The following is a 20,726-nucleotide window of genomic DNA, read 5'->3' as shown; positions in this document are numbered from 1 at the left end:
TCGGCCTGGATTCAGACGGTCTGCCGTAGCGCCTGTTCGGCGAGCTCGACGCAATTGCGGCCATGTGCCTTGGCGCGATACAGCGCCTTGTCGGCGCATACCAGCAGCGCGTCCAGCGCAGGCGATGGGCCGCCCTCGGCACAACCTGCCAAACCGATGCTGACGGTCATCTGCAGGCGCGGGTCGGAGTGGGTCAGGTGCAGGTCCTGCACTGCCCGGCGCAGGCGCTCGGCAGTGAACTGGGCATGCTCGGGCGCAAGCCCGGGCAAGATCACGACAAACTCCTCGCCACCCAACCGGGCAAACAGCTCGCCATCGCGCAGCTGCTCTTGCAGGGCATGGGCGAAGGTGCGCAGCACCTGGTCGCCGACACCGTGGCCATGGCGGTCATTGATGCTCTTGAAGTGATCAATATCGAGCATCATCAAGGTCAGCGGCATGGCCTGATCAAGCTGCTGGCGGCTGTCGAGCAGGGCATTGGCCAAACGCGTGAAGGCGCTGCGGGTGAGGGCGCCGGTCAGATGATCGATGGTTGCCTGATGCTCAAGCCGCGCCAGTAGACTCCGGTTGGCATTACTTACGCAGGCCACTACCAGAGGGCCCAATACCAGCATGGCGATGCCCAGCCGTGCCGACATCAGCGTGGTCACCCCCGGCACGCTCTGCGGCACGCTGAAGTGCATGAGATTTTGCGCCACGGCGACGATCAAGCTGCTGCCCGCCATCAGCGCCAGTAGCGACAAAAGGAAGGGTGAGTAGGTCCAGGCACACCAGAGCAAGGCGGCGATCGGGAACGCAATCGCGCCAGGGCCGCCAAATACGATGCTCAGTGCCAACGAACCCACCAGCACCAGCAGCGGTGCCAGGCGAATGGGCTTACCGCCGCCATGCAGCAACACGCCCCGCGAGGGCGCGGTCAGCAGGGCCGGCACGATCAATATGCAGGTGGAGAACTGTTCGCTGAACCAGGCCAGCCAAGTCGCGCGCATCGACTCCTGAAACCACGGTGCCGACATCAGGCAGGCCATGCTTGCCGCCACCATGGCGCCAGCGGCGCACGCGGCAAACACGCAAAGCACGCCCTGAGGGCTGCGCATGCGCCGGTGCTGGCGCGGCAAGCGGACCAGCAGCAGCCAAACCGTAACGATCACGCTCAGATTGCACAGGTTGAACCACAGCGCCGGTTGCCAATTACTCCCGCAGGCCAGGTCGGCAGCCACCATGGCCAGCCACACCAGGGCGAAGCCTAGTGGAGTTGCCTGGCGGGGATAGCGCAATAGGACGCCTGCCAGCACTGCATTGACCGGCCAGAACAGCGACAACGACTCGATCGGGCGGGCGAGAATGCCGCCCAGGGTAAGGGCCAGGGTCAGGCTGAACAGGACAACATAAGGCAAGAGCTGCGAGCGTGCTGGAAACACCATGGGTTCTACCGGCTGGCATAGACGGATCCAGGACAACGACTGCAGGCACCTGGGACATTAGTGTCAGTGTGTTTCGCCGGCCCGCCTGCTGTCAAATTGCCTCACTAGAGCCCAAAGAACCACGGCACCATCACCACAGTTACCAGCATCACCAGCAAGGTGAACGGCACCCCCACTTTGACGAAGTCAGCAAAGCGGTATTGGCCAGGCCCCAGGACCAAGGTGTTGACCGGCGAAGACACCGGCGTCATGAACGCCGCCGAGGCTGCCAGTGCAACAGTCATGGCGAACGGGTAGGGCGACATGCCCAGTTGATGGGCGGTGCTGATCGCCACTGGCGCCATCAGTACTGCGGTGGCGGTGTTGGAGATGAACAGGCCGATAATCGCAGTCACGGCGAACAGGCAGGCAAGAATGGCGCTGGGCCCGGCATTGCCGAGCAGGCTGACCAGGCCGCCGACCGCCAGATCGATGCCGCCGGTCTGCTGCAGGGCCAAGGCAAATGGCAACATGCCGACGATAAGCACCAGGCTCTGCCAGTGGATCGCGCGGTAGGCGCTGTTCATGTCGATGCAGCGCCCGGCGCCCATCAGCAGGCAGCCGATCAGCGCGGCGATGACGTTGGGGACCAGCCCGCTGACCATCAAGCCAACCATCACCGCCAGGCTGATCAAGGCGTATGGCGCGCGGCTTCGTGCCGGCGCCACCTGATCGATCTCGGCAGGCAGACTCAGCACCAGAAAATCCCTGGGCTGGCTTTGCAGCTGACGCACGGCTTTCCAGGGACCGACCACCAGCAAGGTATCGCCTTGGCGCAGTTTTTCTTCCACCAGTTGCTCGTCGATGGCGGCCTGTTCGCGGCGCAGACCGACTACGTTGAGGTCGTAGCGGCTGCGGAAGGTCAGCTCAAGAATGCTTTTGCCGATCAGCTGCGAGCCGGGTGGCAGCGAAACTTCGGCCATGCCCAGTTCCTGCGACTGATCGATGAAGTAGGCCGCCTTGAAGTGCAGCGGCTCAAGGCGCATCGATTGGCACAGGCTGCGCAGATCATCGCGGTTGGCGAACAGATCGAGTAGCAGCACATCGCCCTGTTGCAAAACGCTGTTGGAGTCGGCGCTGATCACCCGGGTGGTGAACTTGTGCTGGCGCTCGATACCGATCACGTTGGCGCCGTGGCGAGTGCGTAATTCCAGTTCACCCAGGGTATGCCCCACCAGCGGTGAGTCAGGGCGAATGCGCAAGCGCCGTTCGCGGCCATTGAGCTTGTAGTCGAGCACCAGGTCGAGCAACGTGCGGCGGCTTTCGGTGCGGCCATCCTTGCGTACTTCGCCGTTGAGCCAGCGTCGGGTCAGCAGCATGTAGCCGATGCCCAGCACCAGCACTACCAGGCCGAACGGGGTAAAACTGAAAAAGCCGAAGCCCTGCTCGCCATGACGCACCAGCTCGCTGTGCACAACCACGTTGGGCGGCGTGGCCACCAGGCTGAGCATGCCGCTGATCAAACCGGCAAAGCTCAACGGCATCATCAGTCGGCTGGGTGCCAGGCCGAGCCGCGCGGCAATGCTCAGCACCACCGGGATAAAGATAGCGACGACTCCAGTCGAGCTCATCACCGAACCCAGGCCGGCTACTGAAACCATCAGCAAGACCAGCAGACGCGCTTCGCTGTTGCCTGCGCGGGCGCTCATCCATTCACCGATGCGGTAGGCAATGCCGGTGCGCACCAGGCCTTCGCCGATGACGAACAGCGCCGCGATAAGGACCACGTTAGGATCGCTGAAGCCGGCCAGGGCTTGCTCGACAGTGAGGATGCCGGACAGCGGCAGAAATACGATGACCAGCAACGCAACCACGTCCATGCGTGGGCGGTTGAGGATGAATAACAGGATAACCACGGCCAGCAGGCCGAGCACCATGAGTAGCTCAGGGTTCATGACGAGGAAGTGATCCTTCACGCAGGGGGCACACAAGACAGTAGCAGTCAGTGTGGCAGTTTGGCGTGATGGAGGTGTTGATGTGATGCAGGTTTTTGACGCGCTGTGCTGGCGCAGGGCGGGATCAGCCTAAGCGTTGTTAGGGTAGGGCGGCTTGCGATTGCCGGGGCTGCAACGTGGCCCCGGCCTTCTGAGATTGCAATCAGTGGCGATGGCGGCGCTTGTGCTTCTTCTTGCTGCCGCCGTTGTCGCCCATGTGGTTACCCAAAGCGCCACCTGCTGCGCCGCCCAGGCCAGCGCCGACGGTCGAACCGGTCGAGCCGCCGAGGGCGCCACCGACCAGCGAGCCACCTGCCGAACCAAGGCCGCCGCCCAGCGCTGCCTCGGTGCGATTGCCTTTGCGCGCGCCGACGGCGCTACCGGCTGCGCCGCCCAGGCCCGCGCCGATAGCTGCGCCGGTGCGGCCGCCCATCTGTTGACCGACCACATTACCGAGCACGCCGCCGAGGCCGCCGCCGATAGCTGCAGTGCCGTCACCGGCAAAAGCGCTTTGGCTCAGCAACAGACCCAAGGCGAGAGAAGGCAGAGTCAGACGCATAATGGTGAACCTCAAAACAAGTGGCTAAGTCAGGTCATTGATCCGTAAGGGATTACGGGGTACTCAGTAGGACCGGGTTCGATCGATTTGGTTTCTTCGACAATGAATTTTTTGTCACGCGAGGGAACGCTCGGGCTTGATGGCTGCTGATCTGTCCCGTTCGGTCATGGCCGGTTTGCGCAGGGCGCCCTAGACTATCTTCAGGCCGCAGTGAGACGGCCACCCGCTGCCTGGTTAACCAACATGATCGCCCATACCCCTACACTGTTCGCCGCCGTCGCGCTGGTCGCCACCATCATGGCGTTCTGTCTGTTGCTGGTGGGTCAATACAACCGCCGTGACAACCTGCTGCTGACCGGCTGCGGCCTGCTCGCGCACGCCCTCGCATACATCTGCTACACGCTGTATGCCCAGGCCCCGCTGTGGGTCAGCTATGCCTTGGGCAACAGCCTGCTGTCGCTGGCGTTGGCGTTCTACTCGGCAAGCTTGTTTCGGGTGCGTGAACTGAAAGTACCGTGGCGAGTTATTTTCATCATTCCGTTATGCATGTTAGGCGGGCTGCTGCTTCTGCTGGAGACGCTCGAGCCACGCATGCTGCTGGCCACCGTGGTGCTCATGGCTCAATGCGGGCTGTTGCTGCATTGGGCGCGGCGTCATGCCGAACGTCCCGGTCGGGCGCATCTGCTGTTGGTGATCGGCGCTTCTATAAGCCTGGTAGGCCTGGGCATGCGGGTTATCGCGGTGCTGGCTGGGGAGGCAGCCGATATGCGCTACGACATCAGCAACCTCAAGCAGACAGTATCGGTGGCGATCGGCACGCTAACGGTGATGATGTATTCGCTCGGCCTGGTGCTGATGGCCAAAGAGCGCAGCGAGTCGCGCTTGCAGCACATGGCGCTGCACGATGTGCTGACCGGAACTTACAACCGGCGGGCCATCCTGCAGCGTTTCGACCAAGAGCTGGAGCGCGCACGTGATGAGGGCAATTACCTGGCGGTGGCTATGATCGATATCGACCATTTCAAACGGATCAACGATCTGTATGGCCACCTGGCTGGGGATGAGGTGTTGTGCCACTGCGTTCGCCAGCTACAACGGCGCCTGCGTGCGGCTGACAGCCTGGGGCGTTATGGCGGGGAGGAATTCCTGCTGCTGTTGCCACATACCGATCGTGAGGGCGCGATGGCGGCACTTCAGGGCTTGCGCCAGGCCATCGCACAAAGCCCGGCGCAGTTCGCTGACGACACTATCGAGCTGCGCTTCAGCGTCGGCCTGTGGTGCGCAGTGCCCGGGCCTGATGACAGTGCGGCAGCGCTGCTCGGGCGAGCGGATGCGGCGCTGTATCAAGCCAAGGCGGATGGGCGTAACACCGTGCACATGGCAGCAGTGTCTGGCCCCTGCTAGATCACTTCGTGTGAATGGCCAGCACGACGCCGTTGGTGATCTGCACCAGCACGAAGCGATTGCCCATTTTCACCCAGTGGCTTTCTTTTTCCGGCGCTGGCAGGCCGTTGGCTTTCCAGTCAACCACGGCGGCATCATCGCGTTTGTATTGATCCGGGGCCTTGTCACCGACCTTCAGCTCGCGGTCGTGGGATTCCGGCGCCTTGACGCTCTCGACGTTGCTTTCGGCTGCAGTAGCAGCCAATGGCAGGCAAGGCAGGGTGGCGGTGAACAGCAGGGCGGACAGCAGTGGGCGCATTTTCATGCACAGTCTCCAAATGCAATAGGTGTGTTAATGCGACAACAGCTGAGCGTCGAGAATTCACTTGTGCAGGCACGCAAATGCTAGAGTCGTGTTCTTTTTTGCCCACGAGGATGAAACATGCGTGCAATTGTGCCGATGGCCGCAGCATTGATGCTGCTGGGGTGTGCCTCGTCGACCATGGATGCCGCGCGCGGCACTGCGCCGACTGCACAGCTGAAGTCGCAAAAGGCTGCGGAACTGGTTGCCCAGTGCATCCAGTTCAGTTGGCAGGATGAGGCTGTCTTTGGGGTCGACGCCAGTGGTTACCTGCAGCCGCGCAAGAGTGGCGGCTTGACGGTATATACCCGTGAGGCAGAGTCGTTTGCCGACATCTACCCGCAAGACGGTGGCACACGCGTCGACTATTACGCGCGAACAGCCGACACCACCGCACTGCGCCGCCGGGCTGCTGCTGCGACCTGTCTGTAACCGGCCGGCTCAGGACAGAAAACCACCGTCGACATTGAGCAGGGTACCGGTGGTGTAGCTCGAGGCGTCGCTCGCCAGGTACAACACTGCGCCGGCCATCTCGCTGGGCGCCGCTACACGCTTGAGCGGGATCTGCTGCAGGGCGACGTTGAGGATGGCGTCATTCTTGACCAGTGCCGAGGCGAACTTGGTATCGGTCAGGCCTGGCAGCAAAGCGTTGCAGCGGATGCCGAACTGCGCGCACTCCTTGGCGAACACCTTGGTCATGTTGATCACCGCGGCCTTGGTCACCGAGTAGATGCCCTGGAACAGCCCCGGGGACACGCCGTTGATCGAGGCCACGTTGATAATGCTGCCACCACCGTGCTCACGCATCAGTTTGCCGGCCTCTACCGACATGAAGAAGTAACCGCGGATGTTGACGTCGACGGTCTTCTGAAAGGCGCCCGGGTCGGTGTCCAGCACGTTGCAGAACTGCGGGTTGGTGGCCGCGTTGTTGACCAGGATGTCGAGCCTGCCGAACTGCTCGCGAATGCCGGCAAACACCTGTTGGATCTGTTCCAGCTCACCGATATGGCAGGCCACTGCAGTTGCTTTGCCGCCGGCTGCGATGATCGCGTCGGCGACCTGCTGACAGCCGTCGAGCTTGCGGCTGGAGACAATCACATGCGCGCCTTGCTGCGCCAGCAAGTGGGCGATGGCTTCGCCGATGCCGCGGCTGGCGCCGGAAACGAAGGCAATCTTGCCGTCGAGGTCGAACAGTTGCGTCTTGGCCATGCTGTGTCCCTTGTTGTGTGTGGTCAAAGTGCGGACTTGCCGATCACTTGCAGTGCCATCTGCTCAAGCAGGCGGTTCATGTGAATGAACTGCGCGAAGCGTTTGTCCTGCGTCTGGCCGTGGTGGAAGCGGTAATAGATCTGCTGGACGATCCCTGCGAGGCGGAACAGTCCATAACAATAGTAGAAGTCAAAGTTGTCGATGCGGATGCCGGCGCGCTCGGCGTAGTAGGCAACGAACTGCGCCCGGCTGAGCATGCCCGGGGCGTTGCTTGGCTGGCGCCGCATCAGTTGCATGGGGGCGGGGTCATCGGCCTCGATCCAGTAAGCCAGGCTGTTGCCCAGGTCCATCAACGGATCACCGAGGGTGGCCATCTCCCAGTCCAGAACGCCGATGATCTGCATCGGGTTGGCTGCGTCGAGGATGACGTTGTCGAAGCGGTAGTCGTTGTGCACGACGGCTGAGCGCGGGTGGTCGGCTGGCATCTTTGCCCGCAGCCAGTCGATGACCTGCTGCCAGCGCGGTGCATCCGGGGTGGCGGCCTTCTCATAGCGGCTGATCCAGCCCTCGATCTGGCGCTGCACGTAACCCTCGGGTTTGCCCAGGTCAGCCAGGCCGCAGGCGCGGTAATCCACTTGATGCAATTCCACCAAACGGTCGATGAAGCTTTTGCACAGGGCTTCGGTGCGCTGGGCATCGAGGCCCAGCTCCAGCGGGATGTCCGAGCGCAGGATGATCCCTTTGACCCGGTCCATCAGGTAGAACTCGCTGCCGATCAGGCTTTCGTCGGTGCAGTGCAGGTACGCCTTGGGGCAGTAAGGAAAACCGCTGTTGAGCTGATTGAGGATACGAAACTCACGGGCCATGTCGTGCGCTGACTTGGCTTTGGCGCCAAAGGGCGGACGCCGCAACACGAACTCACGCTGTGGGTAGCTGACCAGGTAGGTCAGATTGGAGGCGCCGCCCGGGAACTGGCTGATCAGCGGCATGCCTTCCAGGCCAGGCAGATGAGCTTTGAGATAGGGATCGATGACGCTGGCATCGAGTTCTTCGCCGGGGCGTACCTGGGTGGACTGGTCAGTCAGCGTCATGCGTGATCCTTATTCTCGGTGTCGAGCATTATTGGCTAATCTAATCGGCCTGAGGTAATGGAACAAGCGTGCCAATCGCCATATAGGCAGGCGTGTTGGCGCTTGATCAGTGCGCTTGATGCGCGGCCTCTGCACTGTGCGATGAACGCCAGATCAGGCAAAAAAAAACCGAAGCCGGTGCCGGCTTCGGTTTCTTTCATGCAGTCGTCGTTGCCACTCAGGCAGGGAACAGCTCGCTGAGCTTCATCGACAGCATCATGTCGCCTTCAACACGCAGCTTGCCGCCCATGAACGCTTGCATGCCATCGGTTTCGCCGCTGACGATGCCTTTGAGGGTTTCGCTGTCCAGCACCAGGGTGCAGTTGGCATCTGGGTTTTCACCTTCCTGGATGTCGCAGGTGCCGTCTTTGACGACCAGCGCGTATTGCTTGTCTTCGTCGGTGATGTTGAAGCCGAACACCAGGTCCAGGCCTTCAGCAGCAGCGGGATTGAACTTGGCTTTCATCGCTTCGACGGCTTTAGCTACATCGCTCATGGTGTATTCCTTGTTAAGTGAAATTCGCGTCCGCAGGGACACAACAGGCCGGGCTCACCTATAGGTGATGAGCTCCGGCGCCTTCAACAGCTGCACATGGGCCTGACAGTTGAAGGAAGCCAGTGCCACGTCATGGCCGCGAAACTTCAGCTGGCTGAACGACGTGTTGATAATCTGCCAGTTCAGCGCAAACGCTTGGCTGGGGGTGATGCCGGTAATCAGGTGGAGCAGGGCGGCGATGCTGCCGCCCGAGGTGAAAACAGCCACGTTGTCGCCGCTGCCGGCGGCGTCCAATACCCGCTGCAGGGCAATGCGCAGGCGGCCGGTAAAAGCCTCCCAGCTCTCCAGCCCATCGGCCGGATGCTGGCCGTCGTGCCAGCGCTGGACCATCAAGGCAAACAGGCGCTGAAACTCGCTGCGGTTTTGCGCAGCGTTGCTGAGCACATGCAGTGCCTGCGGCTCATCTGGCAGCAGCGCCGGCAGCAGTGTGCGGATCACCCCATCGGCGTCGAATTCATTGAAGCCGGCATCGGTCTCCAGCGCCGGCACCGCGCAGCCCAGGGTACTCATGGCTTCAAGCGCGAGCAGGGCGGTGTCCTGTTGCCGGCGCAGGTCGCCGGCGATGCAACGATCCAGGCGCAAGCCGAGGTTGGCTAGATGGCTGCCCAAGGCCTGGCTCTGACGCACGCCGACCGGCGACAGTACGTCGTAGTCGGCGGCACCAAATGAGGCTTGGCCATGTCGGATCAGGTAGAGGTTGCCCACATCGATATCCGGCCGAGTGAAGTTGCTGGGAGGTTAGGATGCGCCAGAGTGGCTGTCAACGAAAAAACATACAAGCGTTTGAAAAGCTTGTTTGAAAGATGTTGCCAGCGTTTTCGCCTGCTGGCAGTGCCCCGTACGCCCCGGTATGCTGGCAGCAGTTTCGCACCGTGCAGGTGCTGATTTATCAAGGAGTCAACGTGGAGTTTCTTGCAGAATACGCAAGCTTTCTCGCCAAAACCGCCACCCTGGTGATTGCTTTTCTGGTGGTGCTTTCGGCTATTGCCGGCCTGCGTGGCAAAGGCCGCGGCAAGCCCGGCGGGCAGTTGCAGGTCACCCGTCTCAACGACTTCTATAAGGCGCTGCGTGAGCGACTCGAGGCGGGCCTGTTCGACAAGGCTCAACTCAAGGCCCTGCGCAAGCAGCAGGCCAAGGCCGACAAGCAGCAGAAGAAAGCCAAGGGCGAGGACAAGGCGCGGGTCTTCGTTCTTGATTTCGATGGCGACATCAAAGCCTCTGCCACCGAAAGTCTGCGTAATGAAATTACCGCGCTGCTGACCCTCGCCACCCCGCGTGATGAAGTCGTGCTGCGGCTCGAGAGCGGCGGTGGACTGGTGCACAGTTATGGCCTGGCCTCGTCGCAACTGGCGCGCATCCGTCAGGCCGGTATCCCGCTTACCGTGTGCATCGACAAGGTTGCTGCCAGCGGCGGTTACATGATGGCCTGCATCGGCGACAAGATCGTCAGCGCACCGTTTGCCATCCTTGGCTCGATCGGTGTGGTCGCTCAGTTGCCGAACGTCAATCGCCTGCTCAAAAAGCACGACATCGATTTTGAAGTGCTGACCGCCGGTGAGTACAAACGCACGCTGACCGTATTCGGCGAGAACACCGAGAAGGGCCGCGAGAAGTTCCAGGAAGACCTTGACGTCACCCATCAGCTGTTCAAGGACTTTGTTGGTCGTTACCGCCCGCAGCTGCACATGGACGAAGTAGCCACCGGTGAGGTCTGGCTGGGTGTTGCGGCGCTGAACATGCAGCTGGTTGATGAGCTGCGCACCAGCGACGAATACCTCAGTGACCGCGCCCGTGAAGCCAACCTTTACCACCTGCGCTTTGCCGAACGCAAAAGCTTGCAGGAGCGCATTGGTGTGGCCGCCAGCGGCGCGGTTGAGAACACCTTGGTGGGGCTGTGGAGCAAGCTCGGCCGCCTGCGCTAACACCTTGAACCCCTTGAAGATTTTTTCTGACATGGGGGTTGCAAGGCCAAGCGAATGCAGACATAATGGCGTCCATTGAAGCGCAGCAAGCTTGAAAAAGCACTGAAGTTTCAAGGAGATAGCAGGGCGCAAGCCGCTAGATCCAACCTTTGAGGCCGAGTAGCAAAGTGGTTATGCTCCGGATTGCAAATCCGTCTACGCCGGTTCGATTCCGACCTCGGCCTCCATATTTGAAAGCCCCGCAGATTAACTTCTGCGGGGTTTTTCTTTGCGGGTCGGAAAAGTATGGAGTGAAGCAGCTGAAGTCCAATGTTTATTGGTGGGTGCCGAATAGGCAGAAATGACCGATGAGGCACCTGGGCAACCGAGCGGGCTCGGGGATGACTCGGCTGTGGCCGGCGCAGTCAGGGTCAGCCGCGTGGACACGGCTACGCTAAATGCAGCAGTTTTCTCACCTCGGCAATAATTGCGTCGATATTGAAGGGCTTAGGCAATACCGCGTCAAATAAATCCGGTCGCTGCATACCGATATGTGCCTGGGCGCCGCTTATCAGAATAATCGGGACTTGAAGTAGCGATGGCAGGGCTCGCACGGCGGTAGCGAACTCCAGGCCGTCCATGGCCGGCATCATGAAGTCGGTGATGATCAAGGCTGGCTTGACTCTGTCCAGAGCATCGAGCCCTTTTCGGCCATTGCTGGCCGTTACCACGGAAAACCCCTCATCCTCCAGCGCGAAGCTGAGAATGTCAGCAATTAAATATTCGTCGTCGACGACCAAGATGGTAGTCACTTTATTGTAATCCACTCAAAAACCTAAGAGATCGAACCAGGACATCACTCAGTTGGGACTGATGGTTCATGTCTTGAAGCCTTTTTGAGTAAAACATCCTGGGCTTGGATGACGACCTCGAATCGGGAGGGGTCATAAGCGCTATCTCGAACTTTGAGAACGGAAAGCGTTCTCTTTAGTTCAAAGTCATTCTCGGCGAAGCGCATCAGCATCAGGTTGTCGACGATGCTCGACAGGTCGGAGTTGGGCGCGCTGACCTCGGAGCCCAGCAGATCGCGCATTTCCCACGTTGCCAGTACCGTGACACCTCGGGCGCGCAGCTCGTTCATCAGCGCACTGAGGAAGTCAGTAATCCTTGCCGTATTGGTTGCAACCCGGGTCATGCCGCTAAGGCTGTCGACGAACACACGCTTGATGCCATTTTCTTCGACGATACTCAGCAAGCGTGCGCCAAGCCCGTCCAGCAGGCCTTCAGTCGTGGGCTGCCAGGCGATGGTCAGGGCGCCGCTGTCTTCCATGCCTTTGATGTCGATGCCCAGTGAGTCGCCCTTGAGCCGCAGGCGTTGCGGGCTTTCGTAGAAGCCAAAATGCAGCCCTGGGCTGTCCACCGTCGACTCCGCCAGGAACTTCAGACCCAGCGTCGTTTTTCCGATGCCGGAAGGGCCCATGACCAAAGACACGCTGGAACTATAAAGGCCGCCTCCCAGTATCGTGTCCAGCGAGGCAATCCCACTGCCAATGCGCGTCATGTCAGCACTGTCGGGTGCGGACGGGTGGCTGTACAGGCTTTCCAGACGAGGATAAACCACCAGCCCGTTGTCGGTAATCTCACACTCGTGAAGGCCTGCCAACGCAGCACTGCCGCGCGTTTTACGCAGTTGAATACGCCGTACCGAGCGGGTGCCGAACAGCTCTTCGCCTATTTCAATGACGCCATCGACCATGGTGTGCTCAGGGCTACCGTCGTCCAGCCGTGAACTGGTTAGAAACAGCACGGTGCAACCAGCAAAAGCGGCGTGACCCTGCAGCTCTGAAATGAACTTTTTGGTGTCGATGTGTGAGTCGGCTTTGGAGCGCGCATTGAGCAGGCCATCGACGACCAGTACGGTAGCTTTGCGACGGCTGATCTCGCGACGCAGCAGCTTTACTACCTCATCCAGACCTTCGTTTTCCAGTGTGTCAAACGCGCTGACGAACTGAATTTCTTCGCCAATCTTGGATGAGTCGAAAAAGCTCAGTGTGGAAAGAAACTGGAAAAGGCGGTCATGTGACTCGGCCAGCAGCGTGGCAACCAAAACGCGGCCGCCATTGTTCGCATGATGGAATCCAAGTTGGTTGGCCAGGATCGTTTTGCCTGAACCTGGGCGCCCTTGGATAATGTACGAGGCACCTGCGACCAGCCCGCCCTTGAGCAGAGCGTCCAGTCCTTCTATTCCACTTTGGAGGCGTTTGAGCTTTTCCACGATGCGACCCTGATCTGAAAAACAGGCTGTTAAGCCGACTAAGAGTGTGATGCTAACGCCAATTTCGTTCAGGGGCTATTGCCGACTAGTGCGCAGCAGTCGTGGCTTTTGTTGCGCTGGCGACTTGGGGCGCAAATCTGCCGCCATGGCGCGAGCCACCACAGGCTTTTGCATGAGCATCTACCCAGCCATGCTTGGCACATCAAGCCCGACTTTCACACGGTCTAGCGCGACGATTGTCTTGAACCAGGTAACGTTGGAGTTTTCGGCAAACAATCGCCGCGCCAGAGTCTGGTATTCCTTCATGCTGGCGACGGTGAGTACCAGAATGAAATCCACTTCGCCGGTGACGTAGTAACACTGCTGAACTTCGGGCACCGCGAAGTGTGCCTTCATCGCCTCCAGCGCTTCGATGCTGGTGCGCTCAGCCATCACTTCCACGATTATCGTGATCGGCCGGCCTACGGCGGTGGGATCGACGATGGCTACGTTGCCCGTGATGACTCCCCGGTCTTCCATTCGTTTGATGCGGCGCTGAACGGCGGCCGTGGAAAGATTGACCTGCTCGGCCATAAGGCGCAGCGGCATGGTGTTGTCGCGCTGGACCAGGTCCAGGATGGCACGGTCAAATTTGTCTAGCGATTCAGGTTCAGCGTCGTTTTTGGCCATTGCAAATCCGTGAGAAATTTTCTCGAAAACTACCAGAAAACTGCGGCCCTTTATCTAGGCAAGAGCAATATTATCTTGCCAGCAGTCTGCGTACGCAGCCTATTCGGGAACACACACAGGATATTATTGGCATGCTCGCACTGTTCCATCTTTCCCCGGTCCTGTTGGTTACAGTCATGCTCGTGGTATTGCGCCGGCCGCCCGTTCACGCCGCCGTTGCAGGCACTCTGTTAGTCATTGTGCTCTGGCTCGCCGGCGCGGCAGACGCATGGCGCCTGAGCAGTATGGTGGCCGCCGCTCAAGATACCGTCGTGCTGTTTGCAAGTACCGCTTTCGTTATCGTCCCAGGTCTGCTCTTCGTGATTTTTATCGAGCGCATGGGCGTCAATCTGGCGCTGAGCCAATGGGTGCGGTCACTGGGGCTTGGGCGCGGCGATCAAGTCGTGTTAATCGTCCTTGGGTTGGCACCGTTGCTCGAAGCGATGACTGGTTTCGGCGTGTCGTTGATCGCTACGGTGCCCCTGCTGCTCAGTCTCTTCGAGCGTCGGGTCGCGCTCCGGATCGCACTGGCCGGCATGGCCATCATGCCCTGGGGAACGCTGGGCCTGGCATCTGTCATTGGTGCTTCGTTGGTTAACCTGGACGCACCCATGCTGGCATCGACCTCGGCATTGACCAGCGCCCCGGTTTTCTTCGCTCTCAGTGCATTCGCGCTTTATCTTGCAGGCGTTCGTGACTCGCGGGGATGGGGGGCGTTGGGCGTTTTCTGGCTGCTGTTTGTGGGCGTTCTTTACAGCGCAAGTCGGTGGCTGGGGCCGGAAGTAGCCGGCGTTGCTGCGGGCCTGGTGACGGCAGCAGCGGTACTCTCTGTTGGGCTGTGGCGCCTGCGCCGCTACGACAGCGAGCGCGGTCCGGTGCAATGGCCGCGTCAGGCATGGCCGTATCTGGTGCTGATTGTCTGCATTGTCGGCTTGAAGATGCTGTGGGCGATCACCTCCTGGCAGGAGCACTGGGTTGTACAGAGCGCCCAGGTCAACTGGAAGCCACTCGCCTCACCAGGCCTGGCGTTGGGCATTGTCCTGATCGTGCTAGGCGTTCGTGCGCGCAGCATACAATCCCGGACCGCACACGACGTTAACCTGCCTGCTGCGCTGTTGGCTCGGGCGAAGCGGCCATTGCTGACCATTTTCTTCTTTCTCGCGATGTCGCAGATGATGGTTAAGGCCGGCTTCCTTGCGGGGTTGATGCAACTGCTGGCTGGGCTGTCGCCCACCGCCGCGACGTCGTTGGTTGCCCTGTTTGGCGCGTTGTCTGGCTACATGACCGGGTCGAATGTTGGTGGCAATGCGATCTTCATGCCGGCCATCGCGACGTTGCCAGAGTCCTCCCGCCTACTGCTGGCTGCCGTCCAGAACAGCTCGGCGGGGCATGCGGCGCTGGGCTCGCTATCGGTTGTCATGCTGATTCTGGGGCTTGCCAAAACCCAGGCCAGGGAGGAAGGCGAACTGATAAGGTTCGGCTTCATGCTGGTCTGCCTCAATACCGCGTTAGTCGCGTTGGGCGCCGCGATGCTGAGTGGATGGCTTGGCTAGCCTGGTGTTGGCGGATGGCACTTTCCCACACAGCCTGAACCCGAAGCAGGCGCTCACTGGTCGCTAGCTTCAACACTGGCGATCAGCAACTCGCGCAGCATGCCGCGCCACTCGCCAGCCGAACACGATCGCAGGTCCCAGCGTGGTGCCTGGGCCTGGGTAGGTGCCGCGAAAGATTGAAGCAAGGTCATTGCCGCAGGCGTATAGCCCATCGATCACCTGGCCTTGCATGTTCAGCACCTGGCCATCGGCGTTACCACTCAAGCCTGCGCTGCAGGCGAGATCGGCCGGTTGCACTGTGACGGCATAGTAGGGCCCATCGCCTAGCGGGCGCACGCAGGGGTTGGGTAGTTGCTGCGGGTCGCCATTGTGACGGTTCATGGGGCTGGTACCGCGGTTGAATGCAGGGTCGTCACCGTTTGCAGCGGCGGCGTTGTAGGTTCTGACGGTGTTTGCCAGCCCCTCGGCATCAACCTTGAGCTTGCTGGCAAGTTCGCCCAGGGTGCTGCCTTTGATCAAGTAGCCGGCTTTGACGAACCTGGCAATATTGATGGCGCTGCGCAGCGGCATGACCAGGCCCAGGCCGTAGCGTTGCAGGAAGTTCTGGTCACAGATCAGGTGAGCAGTGGCGCTGCCGTCGTTAAGCATCCCCATGACGAAGTCGTGGTAGGAGTTCGACTCGTTGACGAAGCGCTTGCCTTGGGCATTCACGGCGATCAATCCAGGCTTGGCGCGGTCGAGCAGGATGTGTGGCCATATGGCCTGGTAGCCGTCCTTCGCGGTGCGGATCGAGCAGGGCATCCACAGGCCTGGACTGTCGTGGCCGTCGTCGAGCTGGATTGAGTCAGAGGCTATGATATAGAAATAGGAATTGAATTCCAGTTAATGAGTTTATTCCGATTTATGTCCAGATTTTTGAACGAGTTTCGACTTTCGCAACTGACGGCCTTGGCTGATGAGGAAGCTCAAGATGGTTGAGAGCACTTGCGCGGTGAACAAGCAGTCGCCATCCAAGCCGGCTGTGCAGCCGGTTGGCCTTTACCAGGCCTTCCTGTTCTGGCTCAAGCTAGGCTTCATCAGTTTTGGCGGGCCGGCCGGGCAGATTTCGATCATGCACCAGGAGCTGGTCGAGCGCAGGCGCTGGATCAGCGAGAAGCGTTTTTTACACGCGCTCAACTACTGCATGTTGTTGCCAGGCCCCGAGGCCCAGCAGCTTGCCACCTACATCGGCTGGCTCATGCACCGCAGTTGGGGAGGGGTGATTGCCGGCGCATTGTTCGTGCTGCCTTCGCTGTTCATGCTGATCGGTTTGTCCTGGGTGTACATCGCTTTTGGCGAGGTACCGGTAGTGGCGGGGATCTTTTATGGCATCAAGCCGGCGGTCACGGCGATCGTCGTTCATGCGGCCCACCGGATTGGTTCGCGCGCGCTGAAGAACGGTTGGTTATGGGGCCTGGCCGGTGCCTCGTTCGTTGCTATCTTTGCCCTCAACGTGCCGTTCCCGCTGATCGTGCTCGCCGCTGCCATCATCGGCTATATGGGTGGTCGCTTCGCTCCTGGCATATTCGCCATCGGTGGCGACCATGGCGCGGCGAGCAACAGCTACGGCCCAGCCATGATCGACGACGATACCCCGACGCCTGAACATGCACGTTTCAGCTGGGCGCAGCTGGTGCGCCTGCTACTCATCGGGGCTGGGCTTTGGTGTCTGCCCATGGGGTTGCTGACGCTGTCGTTTGGTTGGGATGGTACGCTGACGCAGATGGGCTGGTTCTTCACCAAGGCTGCATTGATGACCTTTGGCGGCGCCTATGCTGTGCTGCCTTATGTCTATCAGGGCGCTGTGGGGCACTACGGTTGGTTGACGCCAGCTCAGATGATCGATGGCCTCGCTTTAGGTGAAACGACTCCAGGGCCGCTGATCATGGTGGTCGCCTTTGTCGGTTTCGTCGGCGGCTATGTGCAGCCGATGTTCGTTGCGCAGCATCCATTTCTTGCAGGCGCAGTCGCGGCCGGGCTCGTCACCTGGTTCACGTTCCTGCCTTCGTTCATCTTCATCCTTGCCGGTGGGCCGGTGGTGGAGTCGACGCACAACGACCTGAAATTCACCGCGCCGCTGACAGCCATCACCGCTGCTGTGGTCGGAGTGATCCTCAATCTTGCCCTCTTCTTCGGCTATCACGTGCTCTGGCCAAAAGGCTTCAGCGGCGCATTTGACTGGCCTGCAGCGGTGATCTCGGTTGCTGCCGCTATTGCCCTGTTCCGCTTCAAGCTAACAGTGATCCAGGTTCTATTCGCTTGCGCCATTGCAGGTTTGGCAGTCCATATGCTGCGGGTTTGATAGATGAGCGCGCTAGCGCAGTGACAGGCTAATGCTCGACTGCTTGCCAAGCATCACTGCCGCAGTTATCGCCGCTCGCGCCTGCGGGCTGTTCTTCCAGCAAGTTGACCCCAGCGCTGCCGAAGCCTGCGCCAGAATGTCATCTACGTTCGAATCGCCCAACATCTGCAGTGACTCGATGCCCATCTGCTCAAGCCTGCTGATAACCGTCGGGCCTACGCCCTTGAGCGCCAGCAGTGCTGCGCGTTCGTCCGCTGAAAACGGCATGGGTACATCCTCTCTCCGTGAGTTTCGCCAAGCTTCACTCATATTCGAGACCACCACAACCGAGGCAAGAGCGCGAAGTTTTACGCTCGTTAATCTTGCTGATATCTGCGTAAATTTGGCAGGGATCTCTCTTTATCTGGCTTTAAAGTCCTGCTTACGTGCTTTGCGGTGTATAGTGGCGGGCGAGTCCTCTCTCTGGGTGGCTCATCAGTGAGGTATCAGCATGTCCCAGTCTGCGACCCATCACGCTCAACTGCGCTTGAATGAGCAAATTGAGCAGTTCTTGTCCAAGGGCGGCGAGATCAAGGAAGTGCCACGAGGCGTAAGCGGTTTCAACCCTGCCGCGCCCAAGGTGCACTGGACCAAGGCTCAGGCTGCCAAGACGCCGTGAGTCTGCTGTAACAGGTGTCCTTCGGCGCGTGCGCGTTTGCGCTGCGCTGGCTGGACGCCGAGTTGCGCGATTGCCGAATCACAGGCAAAGAAAACCCGCCAACGGTGGGCGGGTCTAAAGATCGTACGGAGCCTGTGTAGTATCTGGCCGGGCTTGTCAGTAAAACGTGAAGACGATGTAGCAAGATCATTCAGGTAATCTGCAGGCGAAAAAAAGCCCGCCGTAAGGCAGGCAAGGATTCTTGAAGGGAGCTCAGGCAGGGTGCAATGCCCTGGTTAAGTCGGGATTAACAGTTCAGCCGTTGACCTGCACCGATGATCACTTTATACAGGCGAGCTATTCAAGGAGCCTGGTATGAGCGACGAACACGACCTCCACGAACCCGAACACGATCATCTGCTTGATCACGAATTCCTCTATGAAGACTTTGCGCCCGAGGCCGATGCCCAGGGTTTGCTGGATGAGGTCGAGGATGACGAAAGCACGCTCGATGAGAGCACCCTCAATGACAGCGACGACGAATACGACCATCCTGCCTGGCACGATGACGTAGACGACTGACTCACACCAGCACGCAGATCAAGCCGAAGGCAAGCACTCAGCGCCGATCCAGCGAGAACCTGCCAGCGCCCGTCACGGCGAGCAGCAGCAGACCACCGACAATGCTCATGTTCTTGAAAAACTGAGTCATGTTGGCGCTGCGCGCAGGCTCGACCATGTCCCAGAACGGGTGGCCAATCATTGCGGTGCCGACCACGAAGAGCGCGAACAGCATCGCCAATGGTCGCGTATAGAACCCGAGAATCAGCACGATTGCGACGAAGAACTCCATGATCACTGCGATGGCTGCTGCCAGTGTCGGCGCAGGTGCACCTATCGAGGTGAAGTAGCTGACCGTGCCTTCAAAGCCTGTTAGTTTGCTCCAGCCCGAGAGCAAGAACAGGATCATCAGCAGGATGCGGGCGAGCAGGATGATGGCATCGCGTTGACCGGCGAACAGGGTATAGCGCATGGCGGGATACCAGTGAGGTTGGATGATTTCACTGTAGCAGGAGTTGCGAACAATTCTTGCGCGCAAACAAAAGGCGCCCCATGGGGCGCCCTTTACGCAATAAGTGGTGCGAGTGGCGGGACTCGAACCCGCAAGGCTCACGCCGGCAGATTTTAAGTCTGCTGTGTATACCAATTCCACCACACTCGCACGCTTGAAAGGGTCTGTGCGACCGGCACGTTAAACAGATGCTCAGCAATCAAGCGCGCTTTATAACCCATCGTTATAGATGCGTCAACAAAACACTCCTCCATGCAGGCATTTCCGGCTGATCCCTGAGGGCTGAACCCCAAGCAATTGACACGATAGTGTCATTAAGCCACTGTTCGCGACTTTTCAGGCGACCATGCTGCTCACTGCGAGCGATATCGCCAGCCCGAAGCGGCTCCGTCAGACGGCTACTCGTCAAGAGCTTCGCTTAGCCTGTAAAGGGCGAGTAGACTCAACATCATGTTTATGCCTCACCCTGTGGTGCCTGTGGAGTTTTCATGGTTTCAACCGACCACCCGGACCAATCCGAAATGACCGCCAACCGCTACGAGCAGCTCGTTCAGTCGGTGGTTGATTACGCTATCTATATGCTTGATCCCTCTGGCCACGTAGTGTCGTGGAATGCGGGTGCAGAGCGTATCAAGGGCTACAAGGCCGCCGAGATCATCGGCCAGCACTTCTCCGTTTTTTTCACGCCTGAGGACTGTGCCCAGGATCGCCCCGAGCAGATCCTGCGCGAGGCCTTGGAGAATGGCGTCGCCCAGGATGAAGGCTGGCGCGTGCGTCAGGACGGCACGCAGTTCTGGGCGTTGGCCGCGTTGGACGTAGTGCGCGATGAGCAGGGCCAGATCATCGGCCTAGCCAAGGTTACGCGCGATATCACCGACCGGCGCGAGTCTGCGCTGCAGCTCGACGCGGTACGCGCGCAGTTGTTCCAGGCGCAAAAGCTCGAAGCCCTGGGGCAGTTGACCGGCGGGCTGGCGCATGACTTCAACAACCTGCTGACGATTATCCTCAGCTCGGCGCGGATGGCCAGCAGCAGCCAGGATCCGCAGCGGGTCCAGCGCTTGCTCGAACACATCATCGATGCAGGGCAGCGCGGCACTCAACTGACTCAGCAACTGCTCAGTTTTGCCCGCCATCGCCAGTTGAGTTCGGTGAGCATTGCTCCGCTCGCGCTGATTGATTCGACCCGTGGCTTGATCGAGCACGCGCTACCCGGCAGCATCGAATTCGAGCAGCAGCTGGCGACAGAGCTGCCGCTGATCGAGGCCGACCCTGGCCAATTGCAGATGGTTCTGCTCAATCTTCTGTTCAATGCGCGCGATGCGATCGAAGGTGAGGGGCGGATTCGCCTCGAGGTCGATTGCGTGCAATTGGCAGGTGAGGTCGAGGGCCTGCACGGGCCATTCGTGCGGTTCAATGTGCAAGACTCCGGCGTGGGTATCGAGGCGCATGTGCTGCCGCGCATCTTCGAGCCGTTTTTCACCACCAAGTCGTTTGGCAAGGGTACCGGGCTGGGTCTTAGCCAGGTGTATGGCTTTGCCAAGCAGAGCAACGGTGCCATCTGTGCGTCCAGCAAGGTCGGGGAGGGCACCAGTATGTGCCTGTACTTGCCGGCGGTGCTGAGCCCCCCTTAACGCGAACCCGACA

Annotated in this window: 22 protein-coding genes and 2 tRNA genes; 9 read left to right on the top strand and 15 right to left on the bottom strand. The window is 59.9% G+C overall.

Features of this window, described 5'->3' with window-relative positions; all coding sequences use genetic code 11:
* Positions 1–11: 11 nt before the first annotated feature.
* From HU736_RS07590 to HU736_RS07580, 3 genes are all read right to left on the bottom strand, one after another.
* A complete protein-coding gene (locus HU736_RS07590; protein ID WP_186698976.1) occupies positions 12–1,424 on the bottom strand; it encodes a GGDEF domain-containing protein in 1,413 nt (470 codons plus the stop codon).
* Positions 1,425–1,528: 104 nt separating this feature from the next.
* Entirely contained in the window at positions 1,529–3,358 is a 1,830-nt protein-coding gene (locus tag HU736_RS07585; RefSeq protein ID WP_186698978.1) for an SLC13 family permease, read from the bottom strand.
* A 202-nt stretch (positions 3,359–3,560) separates the two neighbouring features.
* A complete protein-coding gene (locus HU736_RS07580) occupies positions 3,561–3,956 on the bottom strand; it encodes a bacteriocin (RefSeq protein WP_103437842.1) in 396 nt (131 codons plus the stop codon).
* Positions 3,957–4,199: 243 nt separating this feature from the next.
* Here HU736_RS07580 and HU736_RS07575 point away from each other — a divergent pair, with 243 nt between their 5' ends.
* The gene (locus tag HU736_RS07575; protein ID WP_186698980.1) at positions 4,200–5,360 is read left to right on the top strand and encodes a GGDEF domain-containing protein; all 1,161 of its coding nucleotides are present in this window, start codon (positions 4,200–4,202) and stop codon (positions 5,358–5,360) included.
* A 1-nt stretch (position 5,361) separates the two neighbouring features.
* Here HU736_RS07575 and HU736_RS07570 read toward each other — a convergent pair whose 3' ends face one another.
* Complete coding sequence (locus tag HU736_RS07570; RefSeq protein WP_479692320.1) at positions 5,362–5,658, bottom strand: RcnB family protein; 297 nt, start codon at positions 5,656–5,658, stop codon at positions 5,362–5,364.
* A gap of 123 nt (positions 5,659–5,781) precedes the next feature.
* Here HU736_RS07570 and HU736_RS07565 point away from each other — a divergent pair, with 123 nt between their 5' ends.
* Entirely contained in the window at positions 5,782–6,132 is a 351-nt protein-coding gene (locus HU736_RS07565) for a hypothetical protein (RefSeq protein ID WP_186698982.1), read from the top strand.
* A 9-nt stretch (positions 6,133–6,141) separates the two neighbouring features.
* On the opposite strand, the gene HU736_RS07560 is transcribed toward HU736_RS07565, so the two are convergent.
* The 4 genes from HU736_RS07560 to HU736_RS07545 all read right to left on the bottom strand — a co-directional run bounded on the left by HU736_RS07560 (position 6,142) and on the right by HU736_RS07545 (position 9,300).
* Positions 6,142–6,909: an SDR family oxidoreductase gene (locus tag HU736_RS07560; protein ID WP_150568821.1), complete on the bottom strand. Its 768-nt coding sequence runs from the start codon at positions 6,907–6,909 to the stop codon at positions 6,142–6,144.
* Positions 6,910–6,932: 23 nt separating this feature from the next.
* Positions 6,933–8,000: a phosphotransferase family protein gene (locus tag HU736_RS07555; protein WP_186698984.1), complete on the bottom strand. Its 1,068-nt coding sequence runs from the start codon at positions 7,998–8,000 to the stop codon at positions 6,933–6,935.
* Between the two features lie 217 nt (positions 8,001–8,217).
* Positions 8,218–8,535, bottom strand: a complete 318-nt coding sequence (locus HU736_RS07550) for an SCP2 sterol-binding domain-containing protein (RefSeq protein WP_101320731.1) — start codon at positions 8,533–8,535, stop codon at positions 8,218–8,220.
* A gap of 54 nt (positions 8,536–8,589) precedes the next feature.
* The gene (locus HU736_RS07545) at positions 8,590–9,300 is read right to left on the bottom strand and encodes a histidine phosphatase family protein (RefSeq protein WP_186698986.1); all 711 of its coding nucleotides are present in this window, start codon (positions 9,298–9,300) and stop codon (positions 8,590–8,592) included.
* A 197-nt stretch (positions 9,301–9,497) separates the two neighbouring features.
* Here HU736_RS07545 and sohB point away from each other — a divergent pair, with 197 nt between their 5' ends.
* Together sohB and HU736_RS07535 are read left to right on the top strand one after the other, a co-directional pair.
* A complete protein-coding gene (gene sohB / locus HU736_RS07540) occupies positions 9,498–10,517 on the top strand; it encodes a protease SohB (protein WP_101323058.1) in 1,020 nt (339 codons plus the stop codon).
* A gap of 153 nt (positions 10,518–10,670) precedes the next feature.
* Positions 10,671–10,744: transfer RNA gene (locus HU736_RS07535), tRNA-Cys, on the top strand.
* Positions 10,745–10,945: 201 nt separating this feature from the next.
* On the opposite strand, the gene HU736_RS07530 is transcribed toward HU736_RS07535, so the two are convergent.
* The 3 genes from HU736_RS07530 to HU736_RS07520 all read right to left on the bottom strand — a co-directional run bounded on the left by HU736_RS07530 (position 10,946) and on the right by HU736_RS07520 (position 13,440).
* Complete coding sequence (locus HU736_RS07530) at positions 10,946–11,308, bottom strand: response regulator (RefSeq protein ID WP_186698988.1); 363 nt, start codon at positions 11,306–11,308, stop codon at positions 10,946–10,948.
* 44 nt (positions 11,309–11,352) lie between these two features.
* Positions 11,353–12,771 (bottom strand): ATPase domain-containing protein, encoded by a 1,419-nt coding sequence (locus tag HU736_RS07525; RefSeq protein ID WP_186698990.1) that lies wholly within the window; start codon positions 12,769–12,771, stop codon positions 11,353–11,355.
* 180 nt (positions 12,772–12,951) lie between these two features.
* Positions 12,952–13,440 (bottom strand): Lrp/AsnC family transcriptional regulator, encoded by a 489-nt coding sequence (locus HU736_RS07520; protein ID WP_103437833.1) that lies wholly within the window; start codon positions 13,438–13,440, stop codon positions 12,952–12,954.
* Positions 13,441–13,571: 131 nt separating this feature from the next.
* On the opposite strand from HU736_RS07520, the gene HU736_RS07515 reads away from it, so the two are divergent.
* Positions 13,572–15,032 (top strand): L-lactate permease, encoded by a 1,461-nt coding sequence (locus tag HU736_RS07515; RefSeq protein ID WP_186698992.1) that lies wholly within the window; start codon positions 13,572–13,574, stop codon positions 15,030–15,032.
* 69 nt (positions 15,033–15,101) lie between these two features.
* On the opposite strand, the gene HU736_RS07510 is transcribed toward HU736_RS07515, so the two are convergent.
* Positions 15,102–15,833, bottom strand: coding sequence for an FAD-binding protein (locus HU736_RS07510; protein ID WP_225912990.1), 732 nt, complete (start codon positions 15,831–15,833; stop codon positions 15,102–15,104).
* Between the two features lie 169 nt (positions 15,834–16,002).
* Between HU736_RS07510 and chrA the strand changes: the two genes are divergently transcribed.
* The gene (chrA, locus tag HU736_RS07505) at positions 16,003–17,373 is read left to right on the top strand and encodes a chromate efflux transporter (protein WP_186698994.1); all 1,371 of its coding nucleotides are present in this window, start codon (positions 16,003–16,005) and stop codon (positions 17,371–17,373) included.
* A 12-nt stretch (positions 17,374–17,385) separates the two neighbouring features.
* Here the strand turns inward: chrA and HU736_RS07500 are convergent, their stop codons facing one another.
* Positions 17,386–17,640, bottom strand: coding sequence for a helix-hairpin-helix domain-containing protein (locus HU736_RS07500; protein WP_186698996.1), 255 nt, complete (start codon positions 17,638–17,640; stop codon positions 17,386–17,388).
* A 223-nt stretch (positions 17,641–17,863) separates the two neighbouring features.
* Here HU736_RS07500 and HU736_RS07495 point away from each other — a divergent pair, with 223 nt between their 5' ends.
* Positions 17,864–18,031: a hypothetical protein gene (locus HU736_RS07495; RefSeq protein WP_178080775.1), complete on the top strand. Its 168-nt coding sequence runs from the start codon at positions 17,864–17,866 to the stop codon at positions 18,029–18,031.
* Positions 18,032–18,385: 354 nt separating this feature from the next.
* The gene (locus HU736_RS07490; RefSeq protein WP_103437830.1) at positions 18,386–18,592 is read left to right on the top strand and encodes a hypothetical protein; all 207 of its coding nucleotides are present in this window, start codon (positions 18,386–18,388) and stop codon (positions 18,590–18,592) included.
* Positions 18,593–18,629: 37 nt separating this feature from the next.
* Here the strand turns inward: HU736_RS07490 and HU736_RS07485 are convergent, their stop codons facing one another.
* Together HU736_RS07485 and HU736_RS07480 are read right to left on the bottom strand one after the other, a co-directional pair.
* Positions 18,630–19,043 (bottom strand): DoxX family protein, encoded by a 414-nt coding sequence (locus HU736_RS07485; protein WP_103437829.1) that lies wholly within the window; start codon positions 19,041–19,043, stop codon positions 18,630–18,632.
* Between the two features lie 104 nt (positions 19,044–19,147).
* Positions 19,148–19,232, bottom strand: a tRNA-Leu gene (locus tag HU736_RS07480).
* Positions 19,233–19,570: 338 nt separating this feature from the next.
* On the opposite strand from HU736_RS07480, the gene HU736_RS07475 reads away from it, so the two are divergent.
* Positions 19,571–20,713 carry a two-component system sensor histidine kinase NtrB gene (locus HU736_RS07475; RefSeq protein WP_186698998.1) on the top strand — a complete coding sequence of 381 codons (1,143 nt, stop codon included), beginning with the start codon at positions 19,571–19,573 and terminating at the stop codon, positions 20,711–20,713.
* The last annotated feature ends 13 nt before the right edge of the window (positions 20,714–20,726 follow it).

It is taken from the genome of Pseudomonas shirazensis (assembly GCF_014268785.2).
GTDB classification, from domain to species: Bacteria; Pseudomonadota; Gammaproteobacteria; order Pseudomonadales; family Pseudomonadaceae; genus Aquipseudomonas; species Aquipseudomonas shirazensis.
The sequence above is the reverse complement of the archived record's forward strand: the minus strand, read 5'-3'. Positions and strand labels throughout refer to the sequence as shown.

Coding starts and splice junctions, on each gene's coding strand:
- HU736_RS07590 (WP_186698976.1), bottom strand. CDS start 1,424: ATGGTGTTTCCAGCACGCTCGCAGCTCTTGCCTTATGTTGTCCTGTTC.
- HU736_RS07585 (WP_186698978.1), bottom strand. CDS start 3,358: ATGAACCCTGAGCTACTCATGGTGCTCGGCCTGCTGGCCGTGGTTATC.
- HU736_RS07580 (WP_103437842.1), bottom strand. CDS start 3,956: ATGCGTCTGACTCTGCCTTCTCTCGCCTTGGGTCTGTTGCTGAGCCAA.
- HU736_RS07575 (WP_186698980.1), top strand. CDS start 4,200: ATGATCGCCCATACCCCTACACTGTTCGCCGCCGTCGCGCTGGTCGCC.
- HU736_RS07570 (WP_479692320.1), bottom strand. CDS start 5,658: ATGCGCCCACTGCTGTCCGCCCTGCTGTTCACCGCCACCCTGCCTTGC.
- HU736_RS07565 (WP_186698982.1), top strand. CDS start 5,782: ATGCGTGCAATTGTGCCGATGGCCGCAGCATTGATGCTGCTGGGGTGT.
- HU736_RS07560 (WP_150568821.1), bottom strand. CDS start 6,909: ATGGCCAAGACGCAACTGTTCGACCTCGACGGCAAGATTGCCTTCGTT.
- HU736_RS07555 (WP_186698984.1), bottom strand. CDS start 8,000: ATGACGCTGACTGACCAGTCCACCCAGGTACGCCCCGGCGAAGAACTC.
- HU736_RS07550 (WP_101320731.1), bottom strand. CDS start 8,535: ATGAGCGATGTAGCTAAAGCCGTCGAAGCGATGAAAGCCAAGTTCAAT.
- HU736_RS07520 (WP_103437833.1), bottom strand. CDS start 13,440: ATGGCCAAAAACGACGCTGAACCTGAATCGCTAGACAAATTTGACCGT.
- HU736_RS07515 (WP_186698992.1), top strand. CDS start 13,572: ATGCTCGCACTGTTCCATCTTTCCCCGGTCCTGTTGGTTACAGTCATG.
- HU736_RS07510 (WP_225912990.1), bottom strand. CDS start 15,833: ATGCCCTGCTCGATCCGCACCGCGAAGGACGGCTACCAGGCCATATGG.
- chrA (WP_186698994.1), top strand. CDS start 16,003: ATGGTTGAGAGCACTTGCGCGGTGAACAAGCAGTCGCCATCCAAGCCG.
- HU736_RS07500 (WP_186698996.1), bottom strand. CDS start 17,640: ATGCCGTTTTCAGCGGACGAACGCGCAGCACTGCTGGCGCTCAAGGGC.
- HU736_RS07495 (WP_178080775.1), top strand. CDS start 17,864: ATGTCCCAGTCTGCGACCCATCACGCTCAACTGCGCTTGAATGAGCAA.
- HU736_RS07490 (WP_103437830.1), top strand. CDS start 18,386: ATGAGCGACGAACACGACCTCCACGAACCCGAACACGATCATCTGCTT.
- HU736_RS07485 (WP_103437829.1), bottom strand. CDS start 19,043: ATGCGCTATACCCTGTTCGCCGGTCAACGCGATGCCATCATCCTGCTC.
- HU736_RS07475 (WP_186698998.1), top strand. CDS start 19,571: ATGGTTTCAACCGACCACCCGGACCAATCCGAAATGACCGCCAACCGC.